Source organism: Streptomyces sp. NPDC026206 (assembly GCF_040638465.1).
GTDB lineage: Bacteria > Actinomycetota > Actinomycetes > Streptomycetales > Streptomycetaceae > Streptomyces.
The window spans coordinates 1-18,958 of sequence record NZ_JBEZYL010000030.1; the positions used below are offsets into that span (position 1 = coordinate 1).

The window sequence follows — 18,958 nt, forward strand, 5'->3', positions numbered from 1 at the left end:
CGGGCTGCATATGCAGCCCGTCCGGCGATTGAGGACCGGGGTCCGGGGCGGAGCCCCGGTTACGGGAAGGGGCGGGACCGGGGAAAGAACTACGCCCGGGGGCGGCCCATCGCGCGGAAGGACCAGCCGGCGGCCCGCCACGCGGCGGGATCCAGCGCGTTACGACCGTCGAGCAGACGCGGCTCCGCCACGACGACGGCGATGGCCTCGGGGTCAAGCGCCCGGAACTCCGCCCACTCCGTCAGGTGCAGCACCACATGCGCCCCCCGGCACGCCTCCAGCGCGCTCGGCGCGTACGCGAGCGTGGGGAACAGCCGGGCGGCGTTGTCCATGCCCTTGGGGTCGTACACCGTCACCTGGCCACCCTGAAGGTGGATCTGCCCGGCGACGTTGAGCGCGGGCGAGTCCCGTACGTCGTCGGAGTCCGGCTTGAACGTCGCACCCAGCACCGCGACGCGCTGTCCGAGGAAGCTGCCGCCCACGGTCTCGCGGGCCAGCTCCACCATGTGGGAGCGGCGGCGCATGTTGATGGAGTCGACCTCGCGCAGGAAGGTCAGGGCCTGATCGGCGCCCAGCTCGCCGGCGCGGGCCATGAAGGCGCGGATGTCCTTCGGCAGGCAGCCGCCGCCGAAGCCGACGCCGGCCCGCAGGAACTTCTTTCCGATCCGTTCGTCGTGGCCGATGGCCTCCGCCAGTTTCACCACGTCGCCGTCGGCGGCCTCGCAGACCTCGGCCATGGCGTTGATGAACGAGATCTTGGTGGCGAGGAAGGAGTTGGCGGCCGTCTTGACCAGCTCGGCGGTGGGGTAGTCGGCGACCACGAACGGCGACCCCTCGCCGACCGGTGTCGCGTAGACCTCGCGCAGCAGCTTCTCGCCCCGCTCGCCGCCGACGCCGACGACGATGCGGTCCGGGTGCAGGGTGTCCTCGACGGCGAAGCCCTCGCGCAGGAACTCCGGGTTCCAGGCCAGCTCCACGTCGTCGCCCGCCGGGGCCAGCCGGCCCAGCAGCTCCGCGAGCCGGGCCGCGCTGCCGACCGGCACCGTCGACTTGCCGACCACCAGCGCCGGGCGGCGCAGCAGCGGGGCCAGTGAGGTGAAGGCGCTCTCGACGTAGGACATGTCGCAGGCGTACTCGCCGTGCTTCTGCGGAGTGTTCACGCAGACGAAGTGCACGTCGCCGAACTCGGCGACCTCCTCCCAGGAGGTCGTGAAGCGCAGCCGCCCGCTGGAGCCGTCCAGGCCGGCGACGTGCTTGCGCAGCAGGTCCTCCAGGCCGGGCTCGTACATCGGGACCTCGCCGCGCGAGAGCGTCTCGATCTTCTCGGGCACCACGTCCAGGCCCAGCACCTCGAAACCGAGCTCGGCCATGGCCGCGGCGTGGGTGGCGCCCAGGTAACCGGTGCCGATCACGGTGATCTTGAGGGCCATGCGGTACTCCATGTGCTGACTCGTGGTGCTGGCTGTGCCCACCTGCCGGATAGCGTTGCCCGAGCATAGTCGGGCCATGGTCGGGAAGGCTTCCGGGGGAGATCGCCCGCTGTCGGCAAGCTCACGTATCCCCCTGGCGGGGGCCGCCCCTAGAATCATGGTTACTAAACGGTAGTTAACTCTCTGGGGAGTACGCCTTGGCGGGAAACAAGGACTTCGACCTGTACCGGCCGTCCGAGGAGCACGACCAGCTCCGCAAGGTCGTCCGGTCGCTCGCCGAGGCGAAGATCGCACCGTTCGCCGCCGAGGTGGACGAGGAGGGGCGCTTCCCGCAGGAGGCGCTGGACGCGCTCGTCGCGGCCGACCTGCACGCCGTGCACGTCCCCGAGGAGTTCGGCGGCGCGGGTGCGGACGCGCTCGCGACCGTCATCGTGATCGAGGAGGTCGCGCGCGTCTGTGCCTCCTCCTCCCTCATCCCGGCGGTCAACAAGCTCGGCTCGCTGCCGGTCGCGCTGTCCGGCTCGGCGGAGCTGAAGAAGCAGTACCTGAGCCCGCTCGCCAAGGGCGACGCGATGTTCTCGTACTGCCTGAGCGAGCCCGACGCGGGCTCCGACGCCGCCGGAATGAAGACCAAGGCCGTCCGCGACGGTGACTACTGGGTCCTCAACGGCGTCAAGCGCTGGATCACCAACGCGGGCGTCAGCGACTTCTACACGGTCATGGCCGTCACCGACCCGGAGAAGCGCAGCAAGGGCATCTCCGCCTTCGTCGTCGAGAAGTCGGACGAGGGCGTCTCCTTCGGCGCCCCCGAGAGGAAGCTCGGCATCAAGGGCTCCCCGACGCGCGAGGTCTACCTCGACAACGTCCGCATCCCCGCCGACCGCATGATCGGCGAGGAGGGCACCGGCTTCGCCACGGCGATGAAGACCCTGGACCACACCCGCGTCACCATCGCGGCCCAGGCCCTGGGCATCGCCCAGGGCGCCCTCGACTACGCCAAGGGCTACGTCCAGGAGCGCAAGCAGTTCGGCAAGCCGATCGCCGACTTCCAGGGCATCCAGTTCATGCTCGCCGACATGGCCATGAAGCTGGAGGCGGCCCGCCAGCTGACGTACGCGGCCGCGGCGAAGTCCGAGCGCCTCGACGGCGACCTGACCTTCTTCGGCGCCGCCGCCAAGTGCTACGCCTCCGACGCCGCCATGGAGATCACCACGGACGCCGTCCAGCTCCTCGGCGGCTACGGCTACACCCGTGACTACCCGGTCGAGCGCATGATGCGCGACGCGAAGATCACGCAGATCTACGAAGGCACGAACCAGGTCCAGCGCATCGTCATGGCGCGCAACCTCCCGTAGGACCCCGCAACACGTGAAGGCCCCCGGTGCGCCCGCCGGGGGCCTTCGCGCGTGTCCCGGGTGGCGGGGCCCAGTCACCCGGGCCAAGGTGGTGGCGGGGGTCGTACTGCCAGGGAGGCACGCGTCATGCCCGAGGTAACCGCACCGTACGTGCCCGGCACGCCCTGCTGGGTGGACCTGGTGGTCCCCGACCAGCGGGAGGCGCTGGACTTCTACCGGGACCTCTTCGGCTGGCAGGGCGAGCCCGGGCCGCCGGAGACGGGGGGATACGCGGTCTGCAGCCTGAACGGTAAGGCCGTGGCGGGCATCATGACCGCGATGACGCAGGACGGCGGGTCCAAGCCGCCGCCCGCGTGGACCACGTACCTGGCGGTCAGGGACGCGGACGCCACCGTGCAGGTGATCAGCAACAGCGGCGGCACGGTGCTGTTCGAGGCGATGGACGTCCTCGCGCTCGGCCGCATGGCCATCGCCGCCGACTCCACGGGCGCGGTGTTCGGGCTGTGGCAGGCCAACGAATTCCACGGCTGCGAGGTCGTCAACGAGCCCGGCTCGGTGGTGTGGAACGAGCTCAACACCCCGGACCCGGACGCCGCCGGGCGGTTCTACACGGCCGCCCTGGGCGTCACGGTCAGTCCCATGGAGAACGCGGCCGACTACTTCTGCTTCAAGGCGGACGACCGGATGGTCGGCGGCATGCAGAACCTCGACAGGTCCGCGCCCGGATCGCCCGCCCACTGGCTGACGTACTTCTCCGTCGACGACACCGACAGCAAGGTCGACGCCCTGGTCCGGGCCGGCGGCACGCTGATCAAGCCGCCGTTCGACATGGAGGCCGGCCGGATGGCCGTCGTCCAGGACCCGCAGGGCGCCGTCTTCGCCGTCATCGACGCGACCGGCCCGGAGCCCGGGCAGGCCGCCTGAGCCACGGGCCGGATCATGCGGCCGGTCACTTGTCGGCGGCCGTGACCTTCTGGTCCTTCTTCAGCTGGTCGAAGAGCTGCTTCGCCTTGGCCGTGTCCCATTTCACGGCCACGCCGTCGGTGCGCGTCGGGAAGCTGGGGTTCGCGATCGGCACCGTCAGCTGCTGCCCGTCGCCCCCGGTGACGCCCTTCATCGCCCAGAACATCGACGTCAGGTCCCACAGACCCATGTCCTTGTCGACGATGAGGGTGTCGAGCCCGGAGCCGATGACGGGGTAGAGGCGGAACGGGTTGAGGACCGTGGCGGGCGAGGCGGCCTGCTTGGCGAGGGTGTTCAGGAACTTCTGCTGATTGCGCATCCGGCCCAGGTCCTGGTCGGCCTCCTGGTGGCGCTGACGGACGAACGCCAGCGACTGGGCGCCGTCGAGCTCCTGGCAGCCCGCCTCGAAGTCCGCGCCGGAGTCCTTGTCCTTCAGCGGCTTGTCCAGGCACATCTCCACGCCGCCGAGCGCGTCCACCAGGTTGCGGAAGCCGCCGAAGCCGATCTCCGCGTAGTGATCGATGCGCAGGCCGGTGTTGTACTCGATGGTCTGCGCCAGCAGCTCGGGGCCGCCGTCCGCGTACGCCTGGTTGAGCTTGTGCGTGGCGGCGGGGAACTGTTTACCGGACTGCTTCCCGGTGAAGGCGGGAATCGTGACGTAGGAGTCCCGCGGGAGGCTCAGCATCGTGGTGCCGTTGTCACCCGTGTGCAGGATCATCATCGAGTCGGTGCGCTTGCCGTCCGCCGACCCGGTGTGCAGGTCCTTCTTGTCCTGGTCCGACAGGCCCTCGCGGCTGTCGGAACCCACGATCAGGTAGTTCGTGCCCTCGCCGGACGCCGGGCGGTCCTTGACCTTGCTCAGGTCGACCTCGCGGCGCATCTTGCCGTCCGCCCAGAAGTACGTGCCGATGGAGACGGCCAGCAGTGTGACGACGAAGGCGATCGCCCCGATCTTGATGCGCCTGCGCCAGTCGGGCGCCCCGGCACGCGGACCACGCCCGCCGCCCGACGCGGAACCACCGGATCCGGCTGGACCGCCGTTGCCGGGCCCGTAGACCTGCCCGGCGCTGTAGCCGTCGTGGCCGGGGCCGTCCTGCCCCTGCGCGCCGGGGTACCCCTGGTCGCGGGAGTCGTAGCCCTGGGGCGGTCGGTACTGAGGGGGCGGGGCGTCGCGCCGGACGTGCGGCAGGGCGCGGGCGCCCTCCGGCTCGGCGCTGGTGCTGCCGCGCCCGTACCGCTCGCGGCGGTCGGGGGTCCGCCCTTCGGGCCAATCGTTCATGGGATCGAGTGTGCCTGCTGCGGCGAGCGGACTCACAGGGTGCGGACGGGATCGGGGCACTGCTGTTGCAGAGCTGATGCAAATCCCGCCGCCTGCCATGCCGGGAAGATCGCGCGCGGCGGCTTGCTTACAGTGGACGCATGACCGAATACGTCGCTGGCGCCGCAGATAGTGGTCTCCCCGGCAAGCCCACCGGGGCATCGCGCACCACCCTTTCCCACATCATGACGGCGAGCGACACCAACCTCCTCGGCACCGTGCACGGCGGCGTGATCATGAAGCTGGTGGACGACGTCGCCGGCGCGGTCGCCGGCCGGCACTCCGGCGGGCCCGCCGTCACCGCGTCCATGGACGAAATGGCGTTCCTCGAGCCGGTCCGGGTCGGCGATCTTGTTCATGTCCAGGCGCAGTGCAATTGGACGGGCCGGAGCTCGATGGAGGTCGGGGTCCGGGTCATGGCGGAGCGCTGGAACGAGTCCACACCGGCCGTCCAGGTGGGCAGCGCGTACCTCGTCTTCGCCGCCGTCGACGCGGACGGAAAGCCGCGCCAGGTGCCGCCGGTGGCACCGGAGACCGAGCAGGACCGGCGTCGCTACCAGGAAGCGCAGATCCGGCGCACGCACCGCCTTGCGAGGCGGCGCGCGATCAAGGAACTGCGGCAGAACCGGGCCGCCGAGGGTCTTCACGACTGACGCCGGTGCTGAGCTGGTGCTGAGAAACCCCGCCCGCACGCCTCGGGGGAAGCGCACGGGCGGGGCCGCGATGGTCAGACGAGGTCGACTCCGGCCTGAGCCTTGATGGTGTCCACGGCATCATCGGTGAGCCACCGCAGGGGAACCACGGTCCACCTGTCGCGCTTGCGCATGACCACGGCCTTGCCGTCCGGGGTGGTCTCGCACCGCATGAAGCCCTGTTTCCTCAGGTCCTGGATCAGGTCCTCGCCCAGCTTCATCAGTCCTCCCGGTCCTTGTCGTCGGCATGTGAGCTGTGCACGTCGCCATTCCCGGAGACCCGGGTGTCGGGATCGGTTGCCTGATCCTGGTTGGCCCGGGGGTCCCAGGGCTCGCCTGCTTCCTCGAAGTCCTTCCTACCCATTTCTTGTATTCTTTCCTGCCCGAAGGGCTGTACCGGCACAGGGGCCGTCCCTGAGCCGTCAGGGTCTATGCGGTGAGCGCGCCCTCCCGGGAGCGGTGCGCGCGCTCTCGCAGGTGCAGCGCGGGGGCAAACGTGTCGTTGCTCATGGGTGCATCACCCGCAGGTGGCGGCTCAGTGCTGCGGTGAAGCCGCGGGCAGCGGCGGTGCGGCCTTCCCTGTGCGCCTTGCCGCGCTCGGCCTTGAGCCTGTCGCAGGCGTCGCATCTCGGCACGTCCACGACTTCGATGTTGTCGGCCTCGGTGTCCCACTCGCGCCCGCCGTCGAGCGGGCGAAGCTGGTAGCGCGATCCGAGGTGGTCCATCACCCGCCCCAGGCGGTCACGGACGGTGTCGCGGACCACCTTGCCGATCAAGGGGTCCGGCTGGGGGCTGGTGACGGTGTCACTTGTGGTCGTGGTGGGCGTCGTCATGGGCACTCCCCGCACTGGTGGGGTCAGTTCGTACGGAACAGGCAACCGCTGCGGCTCGTGCGGCGGTACCGTCGGAGGGGGTGTCGAAGGGTGTCGCTTCCACGGCCGCGCGCAGAAGGCAGGCAGGTATGGGGTCGCCGAACGTCGAGCTGACAGCCTGGTTGGAACGTTCGGGGATGAGCAGGGGCGAGCTCGCTCGACGCGTCAGAGCCAAGGCGGCCGCGTGGGGGCAGCCGCACATTGCACCCGATTCGACGGGTGTTCGGCGTTGGCTGCAAGGGGAGAAGCCACGCCGTCCTCTCCCCGACATCCTGGCCGGGGTGTTCTCCGGTCACTTCGGCTACCGGGTCACCACGTACGACCTCGGGTTCGGTGACAGCACAACTGCCGACGCGGCGCTCGTGTACAACTCGTCGTACACAGATACGGTTGAAGTCGTCGCAGACCTGGGGAGAGCGGACGTGGACCGACGTGTATTCCTGGCAGCTGCCCCGTTCGCGGCCGTCGCCGGACTGGGGCCGTCGCGGGACTGGCTGCTGAACACGCTGGATCAGGAACCGGATTCGGGGCCGCGGGTGCGGCTCGAGGACGTCAGTGCTGTCAAGAACATGTTCACGACGTTCCAGCGCATGGACATCTTCCAAGGGGGCGGGGCCGGGCGGCTGGTGCTGGCCGAGTACATGAACCAGCACGTCTATCCGCTGCTGCGCCGCGCGCACTCCGAGGACGTCCGCCAGGCCCTGTGCGAGGCGGCGGCCGAACAGACGTACTTGCTGGGCTGGATGGCCTACGACAACGGCGAGCACGGGACCGCGCAGCGCTACCTGATCCAGTCGCTGAGGCTGGCCGACGAATCGAAGAACACCGCACTCGGGGCGCATGTCCTCGCGGGGATGGCCGATCAGGCGACGCTGCTCGGTGATCCGGGCGAAGGGCGCAGGCTGGCGCAGGCCGGGCGCCACGGGCTCGCGAAAGCAACGTCGCCTGCCTGCCTCGCCGACCTCTGGTGCCTCGAGGGGCGGGCGCTCGCTCTGCTCGGCGACAAGGCGGGGGCGGTCCGCGCCGTGGCCGAGTCGGAGAAGGCGGCCGAGCGAGTGCGGCTCGAAGGCGAACCGGACTGGGCCGCGTTCATCGACCCTGCCTACCTCCACGGGGAGCACGCGAATACGCTTCGGGACCTCGGCGAGGCCGGTGCGTCCGAAGAGCACGCCCGTCGCTCGATCGACTTCGCCAAGAGGCAGAAACGGGCGAGGCGGGGCGCGATGTCCCACGCTGCACTTGCGGCCTCGCACGTGCAGCGACGGGACCTTGAGTCCGCGTACGCGGCTGGTCTCCGGACGCTGACGCTCGCGAAACAGGTGAAGTCGTCGCGGGCGGTCGAAGCCGTGGCGGATCTGCAGAAGCGAATGCAGCCCTTCGGGCGGAACCGGCTTGTCGCGGACTTCAACGAAAGGGCGCGCGACCTCGTCGCCGCGGCGTAGCGCGGGCAACGGCAAAGCGCCCTTCCCGCATGGGCCGAACGCGGTCGGCCCGCGCGTCGCCTACGTGCTCTCCCGGCAGGCCACCTGGTCGCCCGTGACCACCGGGATGCCCCCGCTTCGCGGCGGCGGCGGGTCCTGGGCGCGTACCGGGCGGACCTGGGTGAAGTCCGCGCCCAGGGTCACCCTCATCAGTGGGCCCTGCCCGGGCACCGGCTGGAGCCGTGCGCCCGGGATCGCGGCGGCGATCGAGCGGACCGAGCGGTCCCAGTGCGGGTCGTAGGTGATCACCGTGTGCTCCACGGGGGGCTGTGGGGAGTCGGTGGGCAGGCCGGTGGTGATGAAGCCGGTGGCGCGAAGTGCCTGGTCGGTGGTGCGGGCGAGGCCGGGGCGGCCGCTGGCGTTGACGACCTGGACGCGCACCTGTTCGGGGGCCACCTCGACGGCCGTGGGCGGGTGCTCGTTGGTCCTGGCCGGCGGCTTTGCGTCCGCCGCCCGGTGCGGAGCGCGCGGGGCGGCGTTGACGGGACGGTCCTCGCGCAGGGCCTGGAAGAGTTTGGCGGAGCCGGGCTCGTCCCACTTCACGGTCGAGCCGACGTTCGGCACGGGGAAGTCCGCGATGGCGATCGGTACGGAGGTGAACTCCGCGGAGGCGGGTGTCAGGTTCCGCATCGCCTGGCCCAGCCCGACGAGCTCGTCGCTGCCGAAGCCCCGGTCGGCGCGGACCGAGCCGATGACGGCGGAGGCCACGCCCTGGAACTTCACCGGGTTCAGCAGCACCCCGCCGCTTGCGGCCTCGTGCATGAGGGAGGCCAGGAATCGTTGCTGTCGCTGCATCCGGCCCAGGTCGGAGGCCCCGTCGAGGTGGCGGGAGCGCACGTACTGCAGGGCCTGCCCACCGTCGAGCCGGGTGGTGCCGGCCGGGAGGTCGAGACCGGTGTAGGCGTCCTTGAGCGGCCGCACGCTGCACACCTGGACGCCGCCGACCGCGTCGACTGTCTTCATGAAGCTGGTGAAGTCGACCTCCATGTAGTGGTCGACGTGCACGCCGGTCAGGCGTTCCACCGAGCGGACGGTCAGGCCGGGGCCGCCCTCCGCGTACGCCGCGTTGAGCTTCACGACGTGGGCGGGACGGAACCTGCCGGTCTCGTCCGTGCGCTCGGGGATCTCGGTGTAGGTGTCGCGCGGCAGGCTGACCACGGTGGCCCGGTCGTGGTCCGCGGAGAGGTGGACGAGCATCACCGTGTCGGTGCAGTGGCAGGGGGCGCCGCCGAGGCGGTAGCGCTGCCGCTCCCGCTCCGTGATCTTGTCCCGGCCGTCGGTGCCGACGAGCAGGACGTTCATGCCCCGCCCGCCGCCCGGCCGGTCCGAGAGCCCTTCGAAGGCGTCGACCCGGCCGATGCCGCCGTTCAGGCCGGTGACCACCGCGTGCCCGATGCCGCCCGTGCCCAGGACCACCACCGCGGCACCCATGGCGAGGCGCTTTCCCCAGCGCGCGGGGAAGGGTGTCCGTGGCTGGGGCGGGCGGGGGCGGGAGGAGCGGGCCGGTGCGGTCACTTCGAGACCTCCGCGACGAGCGGGTGGAACAGAGGAGGAACGGCGGCGAAATTGCGAACACCGTAGGCCCATACGATGAACTGTCTGCGCCCCCACGCCGCCCGAGGTACCCCGGCCACCCGGGCGGGGCGGGACCCTGTCCCCCATTGGCGGTAACGTGACGGCGGACGCCGACGTAACAGCCGACCGCCGGGGGGTGCCCCCGACCGCCGTACCCCCGAGGAACCATGCCCGATCAGCAGCTGCCCGCCGTTTCCGTGATCATGCCGGTGCTCAATGAAGAGCGGCATCTGCGCACCTCCGTGCGACACATCCTGGAGCAGGAGTATGCCGGTGAAATGGAGGTGGTCATCGCCCTCGGGCCGTCCACCGACCGCACCGACGAGATCGCCGCGGAGCTGGTCCGGGAGGACGCCCGCGTCCATACCGTGCCGAATCCGACGGGCCGCACCCCTGCCGCGCTGAACGCGGCGATCAAGGCATCACGTCACCCGATCGTGGTACGCGTCGACGGCCACGGCATGCTCTCCCCGGACTACATCGCCACGGCCGTCCGGCTGATGGACGAGACCGGTGCCCAGAACGTGGGCGGCATCATGCACGCCGAGGGTGAGAACGACTGGGAGCGGGCCGTCGCGGCCGCCATGACCTCGAAGATCGGGGTCGGCAACGCGGCCTTCCACACCGGCGGCACGGCGGGGCCCGCCGAGACCGTCTACCTGGGCGTCTTCCGGCGCGAGGTGCTGGAGCGGCAGGGCGGGTACAACGAGGAGTTCATCCGCGCCCAGGACTGGGAGCTGAACTTCCGCATCCGCGAGGCGGGCGGCCTGATCTGGTTCTCGCCGGAGCTCAAGGTCTCCTACCGGCCGCGGCCCGATGTCAGGGCGCTCGCCAAGCAGTACAAGAACTATGGGCGCTGGCGGCGCGTCGTCGCCCGCTACCACCAGGGCTCGATCAACCTGCGCTACCTCGCGGCCCCGGCCGCCGTGCTCGCCATCGCGGCGGGCGTGGTGGTCGGCGCGGCGGTCACCCCGTGGGGCCTGATCGTCCCGGCCGGGTACCTGGCGGCCATCACGGCCGGTTCGGTGCCGGCGGGCAAGGGGCTGCCGGCCGGGGCGCGGCTGCAGATCCCGGTGGCGCTGGCGACGATGCACATGTCCTGGGGCTTCGGCTTCCTCACCAGCCCGCGCTCGCTGGCGAAGAAGGTCATCGCCAGCCGTCGTCCGGCGGTCCGGGCGGGGGAGTAGCCCCCCCGTCGCCGGGCGCCCCCGGGGCGCCCGGCGGGAAGCGCTGGCCGGAAGCGCTGGCCGGAAGTGCTGCTAGGAGTGCCGGCTAGAAGCGGTTGAGCGAGTTGACCTTCATGCAGGCCGACTTGTCGTCGCCGTTGAGCGGGTCCGAGCTCTCGGGGGCCTTGTTGTCCCCCTTGCCGTCCCCCTTCTTCCCGCCGCCCTTCTTCTCGTCGCCCTTGCCGTCCTTCTCGCCCGGCTTGCCGGACGGGTCGGCCGCAGGCTCGTCGTCCCCGGTCTTCGGGTAGGCCGTGCCCGTACGCCAGTCACCGCCGACGACCAGCGTGATCTGCTGGACCTCGGGGGAGTGGCGCACCGCGCTCTCCGGCAGGCCGAGGGCCTTGGCGACCGCCAGGGCGTCGCCGCGCTGCAGGGCTCTGGGGTAGGTGATCGTGGTGTCCGCCTGGGCGCGGGGCGTGGAGTCGGAGGTCGCCTTGGTGAAGCCCTCCTTGACGAGGAACGCGGCGATGTCCGAGCCGCGGCCGGTGGCCGGGGGCTCCACGAGGGTGCCGGTGCCGTTGAAGACCGCGACCGCGATGTCGCCCTTGCGGGTGGCGGCCACGGTGGGCGGCGGGTTCTTGTCGTCCTTCTTCTTGTCCTTGCCGTCCAGCGCGATGTCGTTGCGGACGAGCGAGAACAGCTTGTCGGCGTCGCCCGGCTTGGGGATCACATGCGCGTCCGGGTCCTGCGGATCCGAGACCCACGGCATGGTGGCCATGGTGATCCGGCCGGACGGCACCCGCTTGATGTCGTTGCCGAGCTCGTAGAGCTCCTTGACCGAGCCGAGGTCCTTGTCGACGGTGAGCGCCCTGGTGGCGGCCTCGGCGAGGCCGGTGAGCTGACCGGGGTCGGTGAGCTTGGTGCCGGACTTCAGCTGGCGGACCATCGCGTTCATGTACATGTGCTGCGCGTGGGTGCGGCCGATGTCGCTGCCGTCCTCGAAGCCGTGCCGGGTGCGCAGCCACTGCAGGGCCTGCTTGCCCTTGATCGTGTGCGTGCCCTTGGCCAGCCGCAGGCCGGACTTGTCGTCGTAGACGTTGGCGTCCACGCAGACCGGCACCCCGCCGACCGCGTCGGCCATGCTCACCACGCCCGAGAAGTCGATCATCATGAAGTGGTCGACGGGGATGCCGGTGAGCTCCTCCCACGTGGCGACCGTGCAGCCGGGGCCGCCGTTGCCCAGGCTGGTGTTGATGATCTGCCGGTCGGTTCCCTTGTAGACCTTGCCGCTCTCGGGGTCGGTGCACTTGGGGATGGTCACCCGGGTGTCGCGGGGAACGCTGACGACCGACATGTTGCTGCGGTCGGCGGAGACGTGGACCAGCATCTGCACGTCGGCCAGCGGGGGGCGGTCGGCGTCGTCCCGGGCGCCGCCGAGGGCGACGTTCTCTTTACTGTTGCGGCTGTCGGAGCCCAGGATCAGGATGTTCAGCGGACGCTGGCCCTCGGCGTTCGCCGCGCTGCGGTCGAGCTGCTTGTCGCCCAGGTTGAGCTTGTTCTTCCTGATGTTGCTGTTGAGGTGCTCGTAGTAGAAGTACCCCGCGGCCGACACCCCCAGGATGAGCAGCGAGAGGCCGAGCGCGGTCCAGCGGGCTATTCGCCCGATGCGGCGGCGGCGCGCGCCGCCGCCGGGTATGGAGCCGGAGTCCTTGCCGGAACCGGAACCGGAGCCGGAGCTGGAGCCGTCGGATTCCTTGGCGCCCGGGCTCTCCTCGGAGCCGCCGGTCCCGGCCGCCCCTGACGTGCCGGATTCCGTGGGGCCGCCGGTGGGCTCCGCGGCGCCCTTGGAGCTCTTCGAGCCCTTGGACTCCCCCGAGTCCCCGGCCTCTTCGGAGCGTTCTCCCCGCACGCCGCTGCTCTGCCGCATCGGGCCTCCCCTGAATGGTGCGTCCGGCCCGATGGGCAGGCGTGATGTACCTGAAGTTGTACCTGATGAGTATTACTGGCTAATGAGATGCGAAAGGTCGTTCGGGGGGTTCACTTCGCGCAGATGTCGTTATCGTCCGCTTCGACCTTCTGGATCCCCTCGGGCACCTTCTCGGGGGCCGCGACCGGGGTGCCGGCGCCCTTGAAGTCCGCGCCGAGCGTGAGCGTCATCTCCGCCGTGGGCGCGGCGTCGCCCGAGGCCTGCTTCAGGGCGTCGGCGGGAAGGCTCATGTCCTCGGCGAGCCGGCGCGCCTGGTCGGCCTGGTTGGGGGCGAACTCCAGGACCGTTTTGTCCTTTTTGCCGCCTCGGGCGTTGCCGCCGTTGCTGGTGCGGGGCATGCCCTTGGAGTTCTGCATCCAGCTGACGGTCTCGCTGGCGGCGCCGATGCGTCCGCTGCCGTTGAGTACCTTGACCCGGACGTTCGCGTGCTCGGCCTTCGGGCCCTGGAGCAGCGCCGCCTGCTTGGCGTCGGCCTCCTCCTGGGCCTTCTTCTCCTTCTCCTTCACCTCGGTGAGGGAGACGTCCTGACGGACCATGGCGAAGAGGGGCTCGGCCTTCGGCTTGTCCAGGACGACCGTCTTGTGCACCTTGCCCTCGGCGGGGTTGTCGATGACCGGCACGGTGGCGAAGGTGATGTTCTTCAGATTGACCTTGCTGAGCTCCTTGGCCAGGCTGGTCAGCTTGGACACGGAGCCTATGCCGGTGTCGACGGTGAGCGACTTGGTCGCGGCGTCGGCGAGGTCGTAGAGCTTCCCTGGGTTGGTGAGGGTGTCCCCGGCCTTCATCTTCCGGATCATCGAACTCAGGAACTGCTGCTGCAGCTCGATCCGGCTGAGGTCGCCGCCGAAGCCGACGGAGTGCCGGGTCCGCACGAACGCGAGGGCCTGCTCACCCTCGACCGTGTGCCGCCCCTTGCCCAGCTTCAGGTGCGAGTCGGGGTCGTTGATGTCCTTGGCCAGGCACACCTCGACGCCGCCGACCGCCGAGGACAGCCTCTTGACGGCGTTGAAGTCGGCCATCATGAAGTGGGTGACCTTCAGGCCCGTCAGCTGCTCGACGGTCCGCCACGTGCAGCCGGGGTCGCGGTCCTCCTGGCCCAGGCTCTCGTTGAAGCGGACGCCCTTGGAACCGGCGATGTTCCTGGTGGTGCCGCCCTTCTTGGTGGGGCAGGCCGGGATGTCCGTGATCATGTCGCGCGGGATGGACAGCGCCGTGGCGTTCGTCCGGTCCTCGGAGACGTGGAACAACAGCGTGGTGTCGGCATGGCCCACACTGCCGTCGTCGCCGTACCCGGTGTTGCCGTCGCCGGAGCGCTTGTCCGTGCCGATGATCAGGATGTTCACCGGGCCCTTGGTGACGGCGCTGTTGTTGATGCCGACGTCGATCTTGTCGATGTTGTTGTTGAAGTGCTGGTAGAGCAGGTAGCCGCCCACCGAGGTGACGACCAGCACGACGCCGATCGTGCCGCCGGTCCACATCAGGACCTTCTTCTTCGCGGTCTTCTTCGGTTTGGGCTTGCGGCGGCCCGTGGCCGCCTTGGCCGCTGCCGCTCCGGCCCGCCGCCCGCCACCGGTCCCGCGCTGCCCGGGCACACTGCGCCCGCCGTCCGGCTTCGGCTTCCGCCCGGGCGAGGCCGAGGGTGCCGATGCTCTGGCGGAGGCCCGGGGAGCAGCAGGCGTCGCGGCGGGGTCGTGGCCGGACGCCACGGGCCCCCCGTCATGGTCGAGGCGCAGCTCGTAGCTGCCCGTTTTCGGGTCGAACACCCACTGGTCGGCGGGGTCGATGCCACCCGCTCGCCCACGGCCTTGCGCGTCCACGGTCGCTTGAATCCTCCGTCGGTGCCACGCGGCGCCTACCCCCCTGAGGCGCTCGAATGTCGTCTGTGCAGTGCGCGGTCAGCCGGCCGTGCGCACCGGATCGCTCACACTATCCGCCCAGTTCAGCGTCGAGCGACACCGGTGACGAATTGCACTCGCCTACAACTGGGCAATCTGCCCAATCCCTTCGCGGGGACGGATGTTGCAACGAACACCGGGGCGAAAAGGTTTCTGCACCCTTTGCCGGGATTATTGGCGTTCTTTGCGTCCGTCAGGCGCAGATGCCGCGCGCCGCGGTGGTGCCCTGGTACGTGGGCGGAGTGCTGGGCAGCGGTGAGGACGGTGAATAAGTGGAAGAGGGAGCAGGAGAGGCCGGTGAGACCGGCGAGTCGGGAGAGGGCGGCGAGGGCGCGCTGCCGGGCTCGTAGCCACCCGTCGCCCCCTCGGCGCCCTCCGCCCCCCCGGGCTCCGGCTCGCGGCCGGGCCTGCCGCGCCCCGGCTTGTTGTCGGCCGGGCGGACGTGCGCGCTCACCGACACCGGCCGGTCGGTGCGCAGCTGTTGGAAGAGCTGGTCCGCGTCCGGCTGCACGAGCTCGTCGCGTGCGCTGTTGTACGGGTACGGGCGGCGCGGCACCGTCAGGAACTGGACGCGCTCGGTGGGGATGTTCCGCACGGTCCGCACGAGGTTGTACATCTTCTTGAGCGAGTCGAGTCCGGCGTCCGTCGTCAGGGACTTGGTGGCCGCGTCGAGCACCGGATAGAGCCGCGCCGGGTTGAGCAGCACGCCCTCACTCTGCATCTCCCGCACCAGCGCCCCCAGGAACTCCTGCTGCCGCCCCATCCGTTCGGTGTCGCTGCCGTCCCCGAGGCTGTAACGGGCCCGGACGTACCCGAGGGCCTCCTCGCCGTGCAGCACCTGGCGGCCGGCGGCCAGCCGCAGGTGCGCCTCGCGGTCGTCGACGGGCTTCTTCAGGCACACCTCGACGCCGTCGATGGCGTCCACGAGCTGCTTGAACCCGCTGAAGTCCAGCACGATGTGATGGTCGATCCGGATCCGGGTGATGTTCTCGACGGTGCGGATCGTGCAGGCGGTGCCCGCGAGCTCGTACGCCCAGTTGAACTGCGCGAAGCGCTCATTGGTGTAGGTGCCGTCGGGCCGCCGGCAGCTGGGGATCTTCGCCATCAGGTCGCGGGGGAGGCTGACGGCGGTCGCGCTGTTCCGGTCGGCGGCCAGGTGCAGCAGGATCGTGGTGTCCGAGCGCTGGCTGCCGCTGTCCTCGCCGTACTTGCCGTTGCCGGAGCCGCTGCGGGTGTCCGAGCCGATGACCAGGATGTTCTGGGCGCCGCTCACCAGCGCGCTGGGGCGCTCCTTCTCCCAGCGGCGCAGTTCCTCGGCGGTCTCGGTGTCGGTGGTGATGTTGTTGTCGAGCCGCTCGTAGAGCACCCAGCCGATCCCGCCGGCCACGAGCAGCAGGACCGTCACGCCCACCGCCAGCCGACGTCCCCAGCGCCGCCTGCGCCGCCCCGGCGCGCCCGCCCGCCCGGGCGGCCCCTCGGGGAAGGGGCCGCCCGGCGGGCCGGGGCTGCCGGGGCGGTAGGTCACGGCTGCGCTGCATCCCTCCTGCGCTCAGTCGGCGGCGTACGCGCTCCAGCGCACCTACGCACGTATGCCGATCATCGCCCGGACGCGGCGCTCCGGCAGCGTCAGAGGGCCGTCACGGTGACGCGCTCGCTCTCGCGGCGCTTGTCCAGGCCGCCGCCGGACAGGCGGTCGAGGTTGCGGCAGAGCACCACGGAGCCGCCCGCGGCGAGCGGGGCGTAGAGCCCGGCGGACAGGCCCTCCCAGTGGTCGTACGGCAGCCCCGACAGCAGTCGCGAGCCCGCGCCGAGGCCGTGCTGGTGGGCGTCGGTGCGCGCCTTCTCGACGACCTGCGCCCCCGTCAGCTCCAGACCGCCCACGACCAGGGCGGGCGCGTCCGGGCCGACGGGCGCGTACGGGGCGAAGCGGTCGCCCTGGCCGGGCACCTCGACGGCGTAGTCGGCGAACCCGGCCGGCGGCTGCGGGAAGCGGCCGCCCAGGGGGCGCAGGGCGAGCGCGACGCGCTCACCGGAACAGGCCCGCGCCTCCTCCAGCGTGTCCGGCCCGCTGACGACCAGGTCGGCACCGGCCGGGTCGCCGCCCACCTCGGCGACGACGCCGACGGAGGAGCAGGCGAGCAGCCAGACCGCGCTCTGCCAGTGCGCGGGCAGCAGCAGCGCGAGACGGTCGCCCGGCTCGGCGGCGAGATCGCCCTGGAGCAGATTGGCGGTCTTCGCCACCCAATTGGCGAAGGTGGCCACGGACAGTTCCACGCGCTCGCCGGTGGCGTCGTCGTAGAAGGTCACGAGCGGGCGGGCCGGGTCCGCGGCGAGCGCGGAACGCAGCAGGTCGGCGGGGGTGTGATCGGTGGCGTTCATCGGCGCCAGGGTACGCGGCGGGGGCGCGGGAGGTCAGCCGTGCGGGTCCTCCCGGAAGCCGGTGGGGCCGACTCGCCGTCAGTTTAGGAATGGACATATTTGTCCAGTTATGCCCAGGATTTCAGGCATGCGTGGAAATCTTGTCTCCTCAACCGTCACCGCCTGCGCCGCCGCTCTGGCCCTGCCCTTCCTCGCCACCCCGACCGGAGCTACCTCCGGCGCTGTCCCCGGTGTCACCGACGGAGCTTCAGGTCCCGCCACCAGCGCGCCGGGCGCCGCCCGGCCGCACCCCGCCGCGGTGCCGGGCGCTACGCACTCACTGCCCCTCGTCCCGCTCGGTCCCACGCGGCGCGCCGCCGGTCCCGGGCGCCCGCGCGCCGTGGCCCGGGGGCTGCCGCCCCGGGAGGTCGCGCCCTTCTCGCTGGTCGGCATCGTCTGGGACGACGCCGCCAGGGAACTGCACGGCCGCGCCCAGGTCCGTACCCGCGCGGCGGGCACTGCGGCCTGGTCGCGCTGGCAGGACGTCCAGACGCACGACGACGACCGCCCCGACCTCGACTCGCCCGAGGCCCGTGGCGGCAGCCGGCGCGGCTCCACCGCCCCGTTGTGGGTGGGCGCCTCCGACGCCGTCCAGGTCCGGGTGCGCCCCGCGGCGGTGGCCGGCCGGAGTGCGGAGACCGCGGCGCTGCCCTCCGGGCTGCGCATCGAGCTCGTCGACCCCGGCAAGGGCCCCTCCGGCAAGGGCGCGTCCAGCAAGGGCCCCTCGGTCAAGGGCCCCTCCGGCAGGGGCCCCGCTCCCCGGCGGCCGGGCACGGTCCGGCGCGCCCCGTCGCCGCCCTCCGAGGAGGAGACCGCCGCCTCGGCCGCCAACTACCCGCTGGCGCCGCTGGGGGCGGTCGAGATCCCGGCGGTGGGCCGGCCGGAGTCGGAGAAGGACATCAAGGCCACACGCGTGGACCTCACCGCCGCCACGGACGACCGGTCGGGGGAGGACGGCCACGGCGACACGGACCCGGACACCGACACTCCGGAGGGCGACACGGACTCCTTCCCCGAAGTCCCCCCCGAGGCCCTGCCGGAGAACATCCCCGGCACCGGCACCGGCACCGGCACCGACACGGACACCGACACCGAAACCGACGGCGACGGCGTCGAACCCGCCGTGGTCCACTACGTCGGCCCCCGTCCGCGCATCGTCACCCGGGCCGGCTGGGGCGCCGACGAGTCGCTCCGCGAGCGGGGCTTCGCATACACCAAGACCGTGCGAGCCGCCTTCGCCCACCACACGGCCTCCGGCAACGGCTACAGCTGTGCGCAGTCCGCCTCGGTCATTCGCGGTATTTACCGCTACCACGTGGTGAGCAGCGGCTGGCGGGATATCGGGTACAACTTCCTCGTCGACAAGTGCGGCACGGTGTACGAGGGCCGGGCAGGCGGTGTGGCGAAACCCGTCAGAGGCGCCCATACTCTCGGTTTCAACACCAACAGCATGGGCATCGCCGTGCTCGGATCGTTCGCGAAGGCCAACCCGCCCGCCGCCGTGGTGAACGCCCTGGCCCGCCTGACCGCATGGAAGCTCGGCCTCTACGGCGTCAACCCGCTCGGCAACGCCACGCTGGTATCCGGTGGTGGAAACCGCTACAAGAAGGGCACCTCGGTCAGACTCAAGGTCATTTCCGGGCACCGCGACGGCTACGTCACCGAATGCCCCGGTGACCGCCTCTACAACAGGCTCGGCGCCGCCCGCGCCGCGGCGGCCCGCCTCCAGGGCCGCTGACCTGGCAGGGCGGGCCCGTACCTTCTGCATACACTGGCCGCCGATCACGGCCCGGCCCCAGCAGGAAG

General features: G+C 71.0%; 16 protein-coding genes. 6 read left to right on the plus strand and 10 right to left on the minus strand.

Features of this window, described 5'->3' with window-relative positions:
• Positions 1–89: 89 nt before the first annotated feature.
• On the minus strand, positions 90–1,430 hold the full coding sequence (locus AB0F13_RS26845; protein ID WP_362087458.1) for a UDP-glucose/GDP-mannose dehydrogenase family protein: 1,341 nt from the start codon (positions 1,428–1,430) through the stop codon (positions 90–92).
• A gap of 197 nt (positions 1,431–1,627) precedes the next feature.
• Here AB0F13_RS26845 and AB0F13_RS26850 point away from each other — a divergent pair, with 197 nt between their 5' ends.
• Both AB0F13_RS26850 and AB0F13_RS26855 read left to right on the plus strand, forming a co-directional pair.
• The gene (locus AB0F13_RS26850) at positions 1,628–2,785 is read left to right on the plus strand and encodes an acyl-CoA dehydrogenase (RefSeq protein ID WP_362087460.1); all 1,158 of its coding nucleotides are present in this window, start codon (positions 1,628–1,630) and stop codon (positions 2,783–2,785) included.
• A gap of 126 nt (positions 2,786–2,911) precedes the next feature.
• Positions 2,912–3,709: a VOC family protein gene (locus tag AB0F13_RS26855; protein ID WP_362087463.1), complete on the plus strand. Its 798-nt coding sequence runs from the start codon at positions 2,912–2,914 to the stop codon at positions 3,707–3,709.
• A 25-nt stretch (positions 3,710–3,734) separates the two neighbouring features.
• Here the strand turns inward: AB0F13_RS26855 and AB0F13_RS26860 are convergent, their stop codons facing one another.
• Positions 3,735–5,027 carry an LCP family protein gene (locus AB0F13_RS26860; RefSeq protein WP_362087465.1) on the minus strand — a complete coding sequence of 431 codons (1,293 nt, stop codon included), beginning with the start codon at positions 5,025–5,027 and terminating at the stop codon, positions 3,735–3,737.
• A gap of 140 nt (positions 5,028–5,167) precedes the next feature.
• Between AB0F13_RS26860 and AB0F13_RS26865 the strand changes: the two genes are divergently transcribed.
• Positions 5,168–5,719, plus strand: coding sequence for an acyl-CoA thioesterase (locus tag AB0F13_RS26865; protein WP_362087468.1), 552 nt, complete (start codon positions 5,168–5,170; stop codon positions 5,717–5,719).
• Between the two features lie 74 nt (positions 5,720–5,793).
• Here AB0F13_RS26865 and AB0F13_RS26870 read toward each other — a convergent pair whose 3' ends face one another.
• From AB0F13_RS26870 to AB0F13_RS26880, 3 genes are all read right to left on the minus strand, one after another.
• On the minus strand, positions 5,794–5,979 hold the full coding sequence (locus AB0F13_RS26870; RefSeq protein ID WP_362087471.1) for a hypothetical protein: 186 nt from the start codon (positions 5,977–5,979) through the stop codon (positions 5,794–5,796).
• A complete protein-coding gene (locus tag AB0F13_RS26875) occupies positions 5,979–6,122 on the minus strand; it encodes a hypothetical protein (RefSeq protein ID WP_362087474.1) in 144 nt (47 codons plus the stop codon). The genes AB0F13_RS26870 and AB0F13_RS26875 overlap by 1 nt, the downstream gene beginning before the upstream one ends.
• A 142-nt stretch (positions 6,123–6,264) precedes the next feature.
• Positions 6,265–6,591: a hypothetical protein gene (locus AB0F13_RS26880; RefSeq protein ID WP_362087477.1), complete on the minus strand. Its 327-nt coding sequence runs from the start codon at positions 6,589–6,591 to the stop codon at positions 6,265–6,267.
• Between the two features lie 128 nt (positions 6,592–6,719).
• On the opposite strand from AB0F13_RS26880, the gene AB0F13_RS26885 reads away from it, so the two are divergent.
• Positions 6,720–8,072, plus strand: a complete 1,353-nt coding sequence (locus AB0F13_RS26885) for a transcriptional regulator (RefSeq protein ID WP_362087479.1) — start codon at positions 6,720–6,722, stop codon at positions 8,070–8,072.
• Positions 8,073–8,132: 60 nt separating this feature from the next.
• On the opposite strand, the gene AB0F13_RS26890 is transcribed toward AB0F13_RS26885, so the two are convergent.
• A complete protein-coding gene (locus AB0F13_RS26890; RefSeq protein WP_362087548.1) occupies positions 8,133–9,542 on the minus strand; it encodes an LCP family protein in 1,410 nt (469 codons plus the stop codon).
• A gap of 311 nt (positions 9,543–9,853) precedes the next feature.
• Between AB0F13_RS26890 and AB0F13_RS26895 the strand changes: the two genes are divergently transcribed.
• On the plus strand, positions 9,854–10,873 hold the full coding sequence (locus tag AB0F13_RS26895; protein ID WP_362087482.1) for a glycosyltransferase family 2 protein: 1,020 nt from the start codon (positions 9,854–9,856) through the stop codon (positions 10,871–10,873).
• A gap of 85 nt (positions 10,874–10,958) precedes the next feature.
• On the opposite strand, the gene AB0F13_RS26900 is transcribed toward AB0F13_RS26895, so the two are convergent.
• The 4 genes from AB0F13_RS26900 to AB0F13_RS26915 form a co-directional block, all read right to left on the minus strand.
• The gene (locus AB0F13_RS26900; protein WP_362087485.1) at positions 10,959–12,779 is read right to left on the minus strand and encodes an LCP family protein; all 1,821 of its coding nucleotides are present in this window, start codon (positions 12,777–12,779) and stop codon (positions 10,959–10,961) included.
• Between the two features lie 110 nt (positions 12,780–12,889).
• Positions 12,890–14,656 (minus strand): LCP family protein, encoded by a 1,767-nt coding sequence (locus AB0F13_RS26905; protein ID WP_362087488.1) that lies wholly within the window; start codon positions 14,654–14,656, stop codon positions 12,890–12,892.
• 271 nt (positions 14,657–14,927) lie between these two features.
• Positions 14,928–16,151, minus strand: coding sequence for an LCP family protein (locus AB0F13_RS26910; protein WP_362087551.1), 1,224 nt, complete (start codon positions 16,149–16,151; stop codon positions 14,928–14,930).
• A 209-nt stretch (positions 16,152–16,360) separates the two neighbouring features.
• Positions 16,361–17,113 (minus strand): TIGR03089 family protein, encoded by a 753-nt coding sequence (locus tag AB0F13_RS26915; protein WP_362087491.1) that lies wholly within the window; start codon positions 17,111–17,113, stop codon positions 16,361–16,363.
• Between the two features lie 127 nt (positions 17,114–17,240).
• Here AB0F13_RS26915 and AB0F13_RS26920 point away from each other — a divergent pair, with 127 nt between their 5' ends.
• On the plus strand, positions 17,241–18,890 hold the full coding sequence (locus AB0F13_RS26920; RefSeq protein ID WP_362087494.1) for an N-acetylmuramoyl-L-alanine amidase: 1,650 nt from the start codon (positions 17,241–17,243) through the stop codon (positions 18,888–18,890).
• Positions 18,891–18,958: the final 68 nt, after the last annotated feature.

Coding starts and splice junctions, on each gene's coding strand:
- AB0F13_RS26915 (WP_362087491.1), bottom strand. CDS start 17,113: ATGAACGCCACCGATCACACCCCCGCCGACCTGCTGCGTTCCGCGCTC.
- AB0F13_RS26865 (WP_362087468.1), top strand. CDS start 5,168: ATGACCGAATACGTCGCTGGCGCCGCAGATAGTGGTCTCCCCGGCAAG.
- AB0F13_RS26920 (WP_362087494.1), top strand. CDS start 17,241: ATGCGTGGAAATCTTGTCTCCTCAACCGTCACCGCCTGCGCCGCCGCT.
- AB0F13_RS26900 (WP_362087485.1), bottom strand. CDS start 12,779: ATGCGGCAGAGCAGCGGCGTGCGGGGAGAACGCTCCGAAGAGGCCGGG.
- AB0F13_RS26855 (WP_362087463.1), top strand. CDS start 2,912: ATGCCCGAGGTAACCGCACCGTACGTGCCCGGCACGCCCTGCTGGGTG.
- AB0F13_RS26845 (WP_362087458.1), bottom strand. CDS start 1,430: ATGGCCCTCAAGATCACCGTGATCGGCACCGGTTACCTGGGCGCCACC.
- AB0F13_RS26860 (WP_362087465.1), bottom strand. CDS start 5,027: ATGAACGATTGGCCCGAAGGGCGGACCCCCGACCGCCGCGAGCGGTAC.
- AB0F13_RS26875 (WP_362087474.1), bottom strand. CDS start 6,122: ATGGGTAGGAAGGACTTCGAGGAAGCAGGCGAGCCCTGGGACCCCCGG.
- AB0F13_RS26870 (WP_362087471.1), bottom strand. CDS start 5,979: ATGAAGCTGGGCGAGGACCTGATCCAGGACCTGAGGAAACAGGGCTTC.
- AB0F13_RS26885 (WP_362087479.1), top strand. CDS start 6,720: ATGGGGTCGCCGAACGTCGAGCTGACAGCCTGGTTGGAACGTTCGGGG.
- AB0F13_RS26895 (WP_362087482.1), top strand. CDS start 9,854: ATGCCCGATCAGCAGCTGCCCGCCGTTTCCGTGATCATGCCGGTGCTC.
- AB0F13_RS26880 (WP_362087477.1), bottom strand. CDS start 6,591: ATGACGACGCCCACCACGACCACAAGTGACACCGTCACCAGCCCCCAG.
- AB0F13_RS26890 (WP_362087548.1), bottom strand. CDS start 9,542: ATGGGTGCCGCGGTGGTGGTCCTGGGCACGGGCGGCATCGGGCACGCG.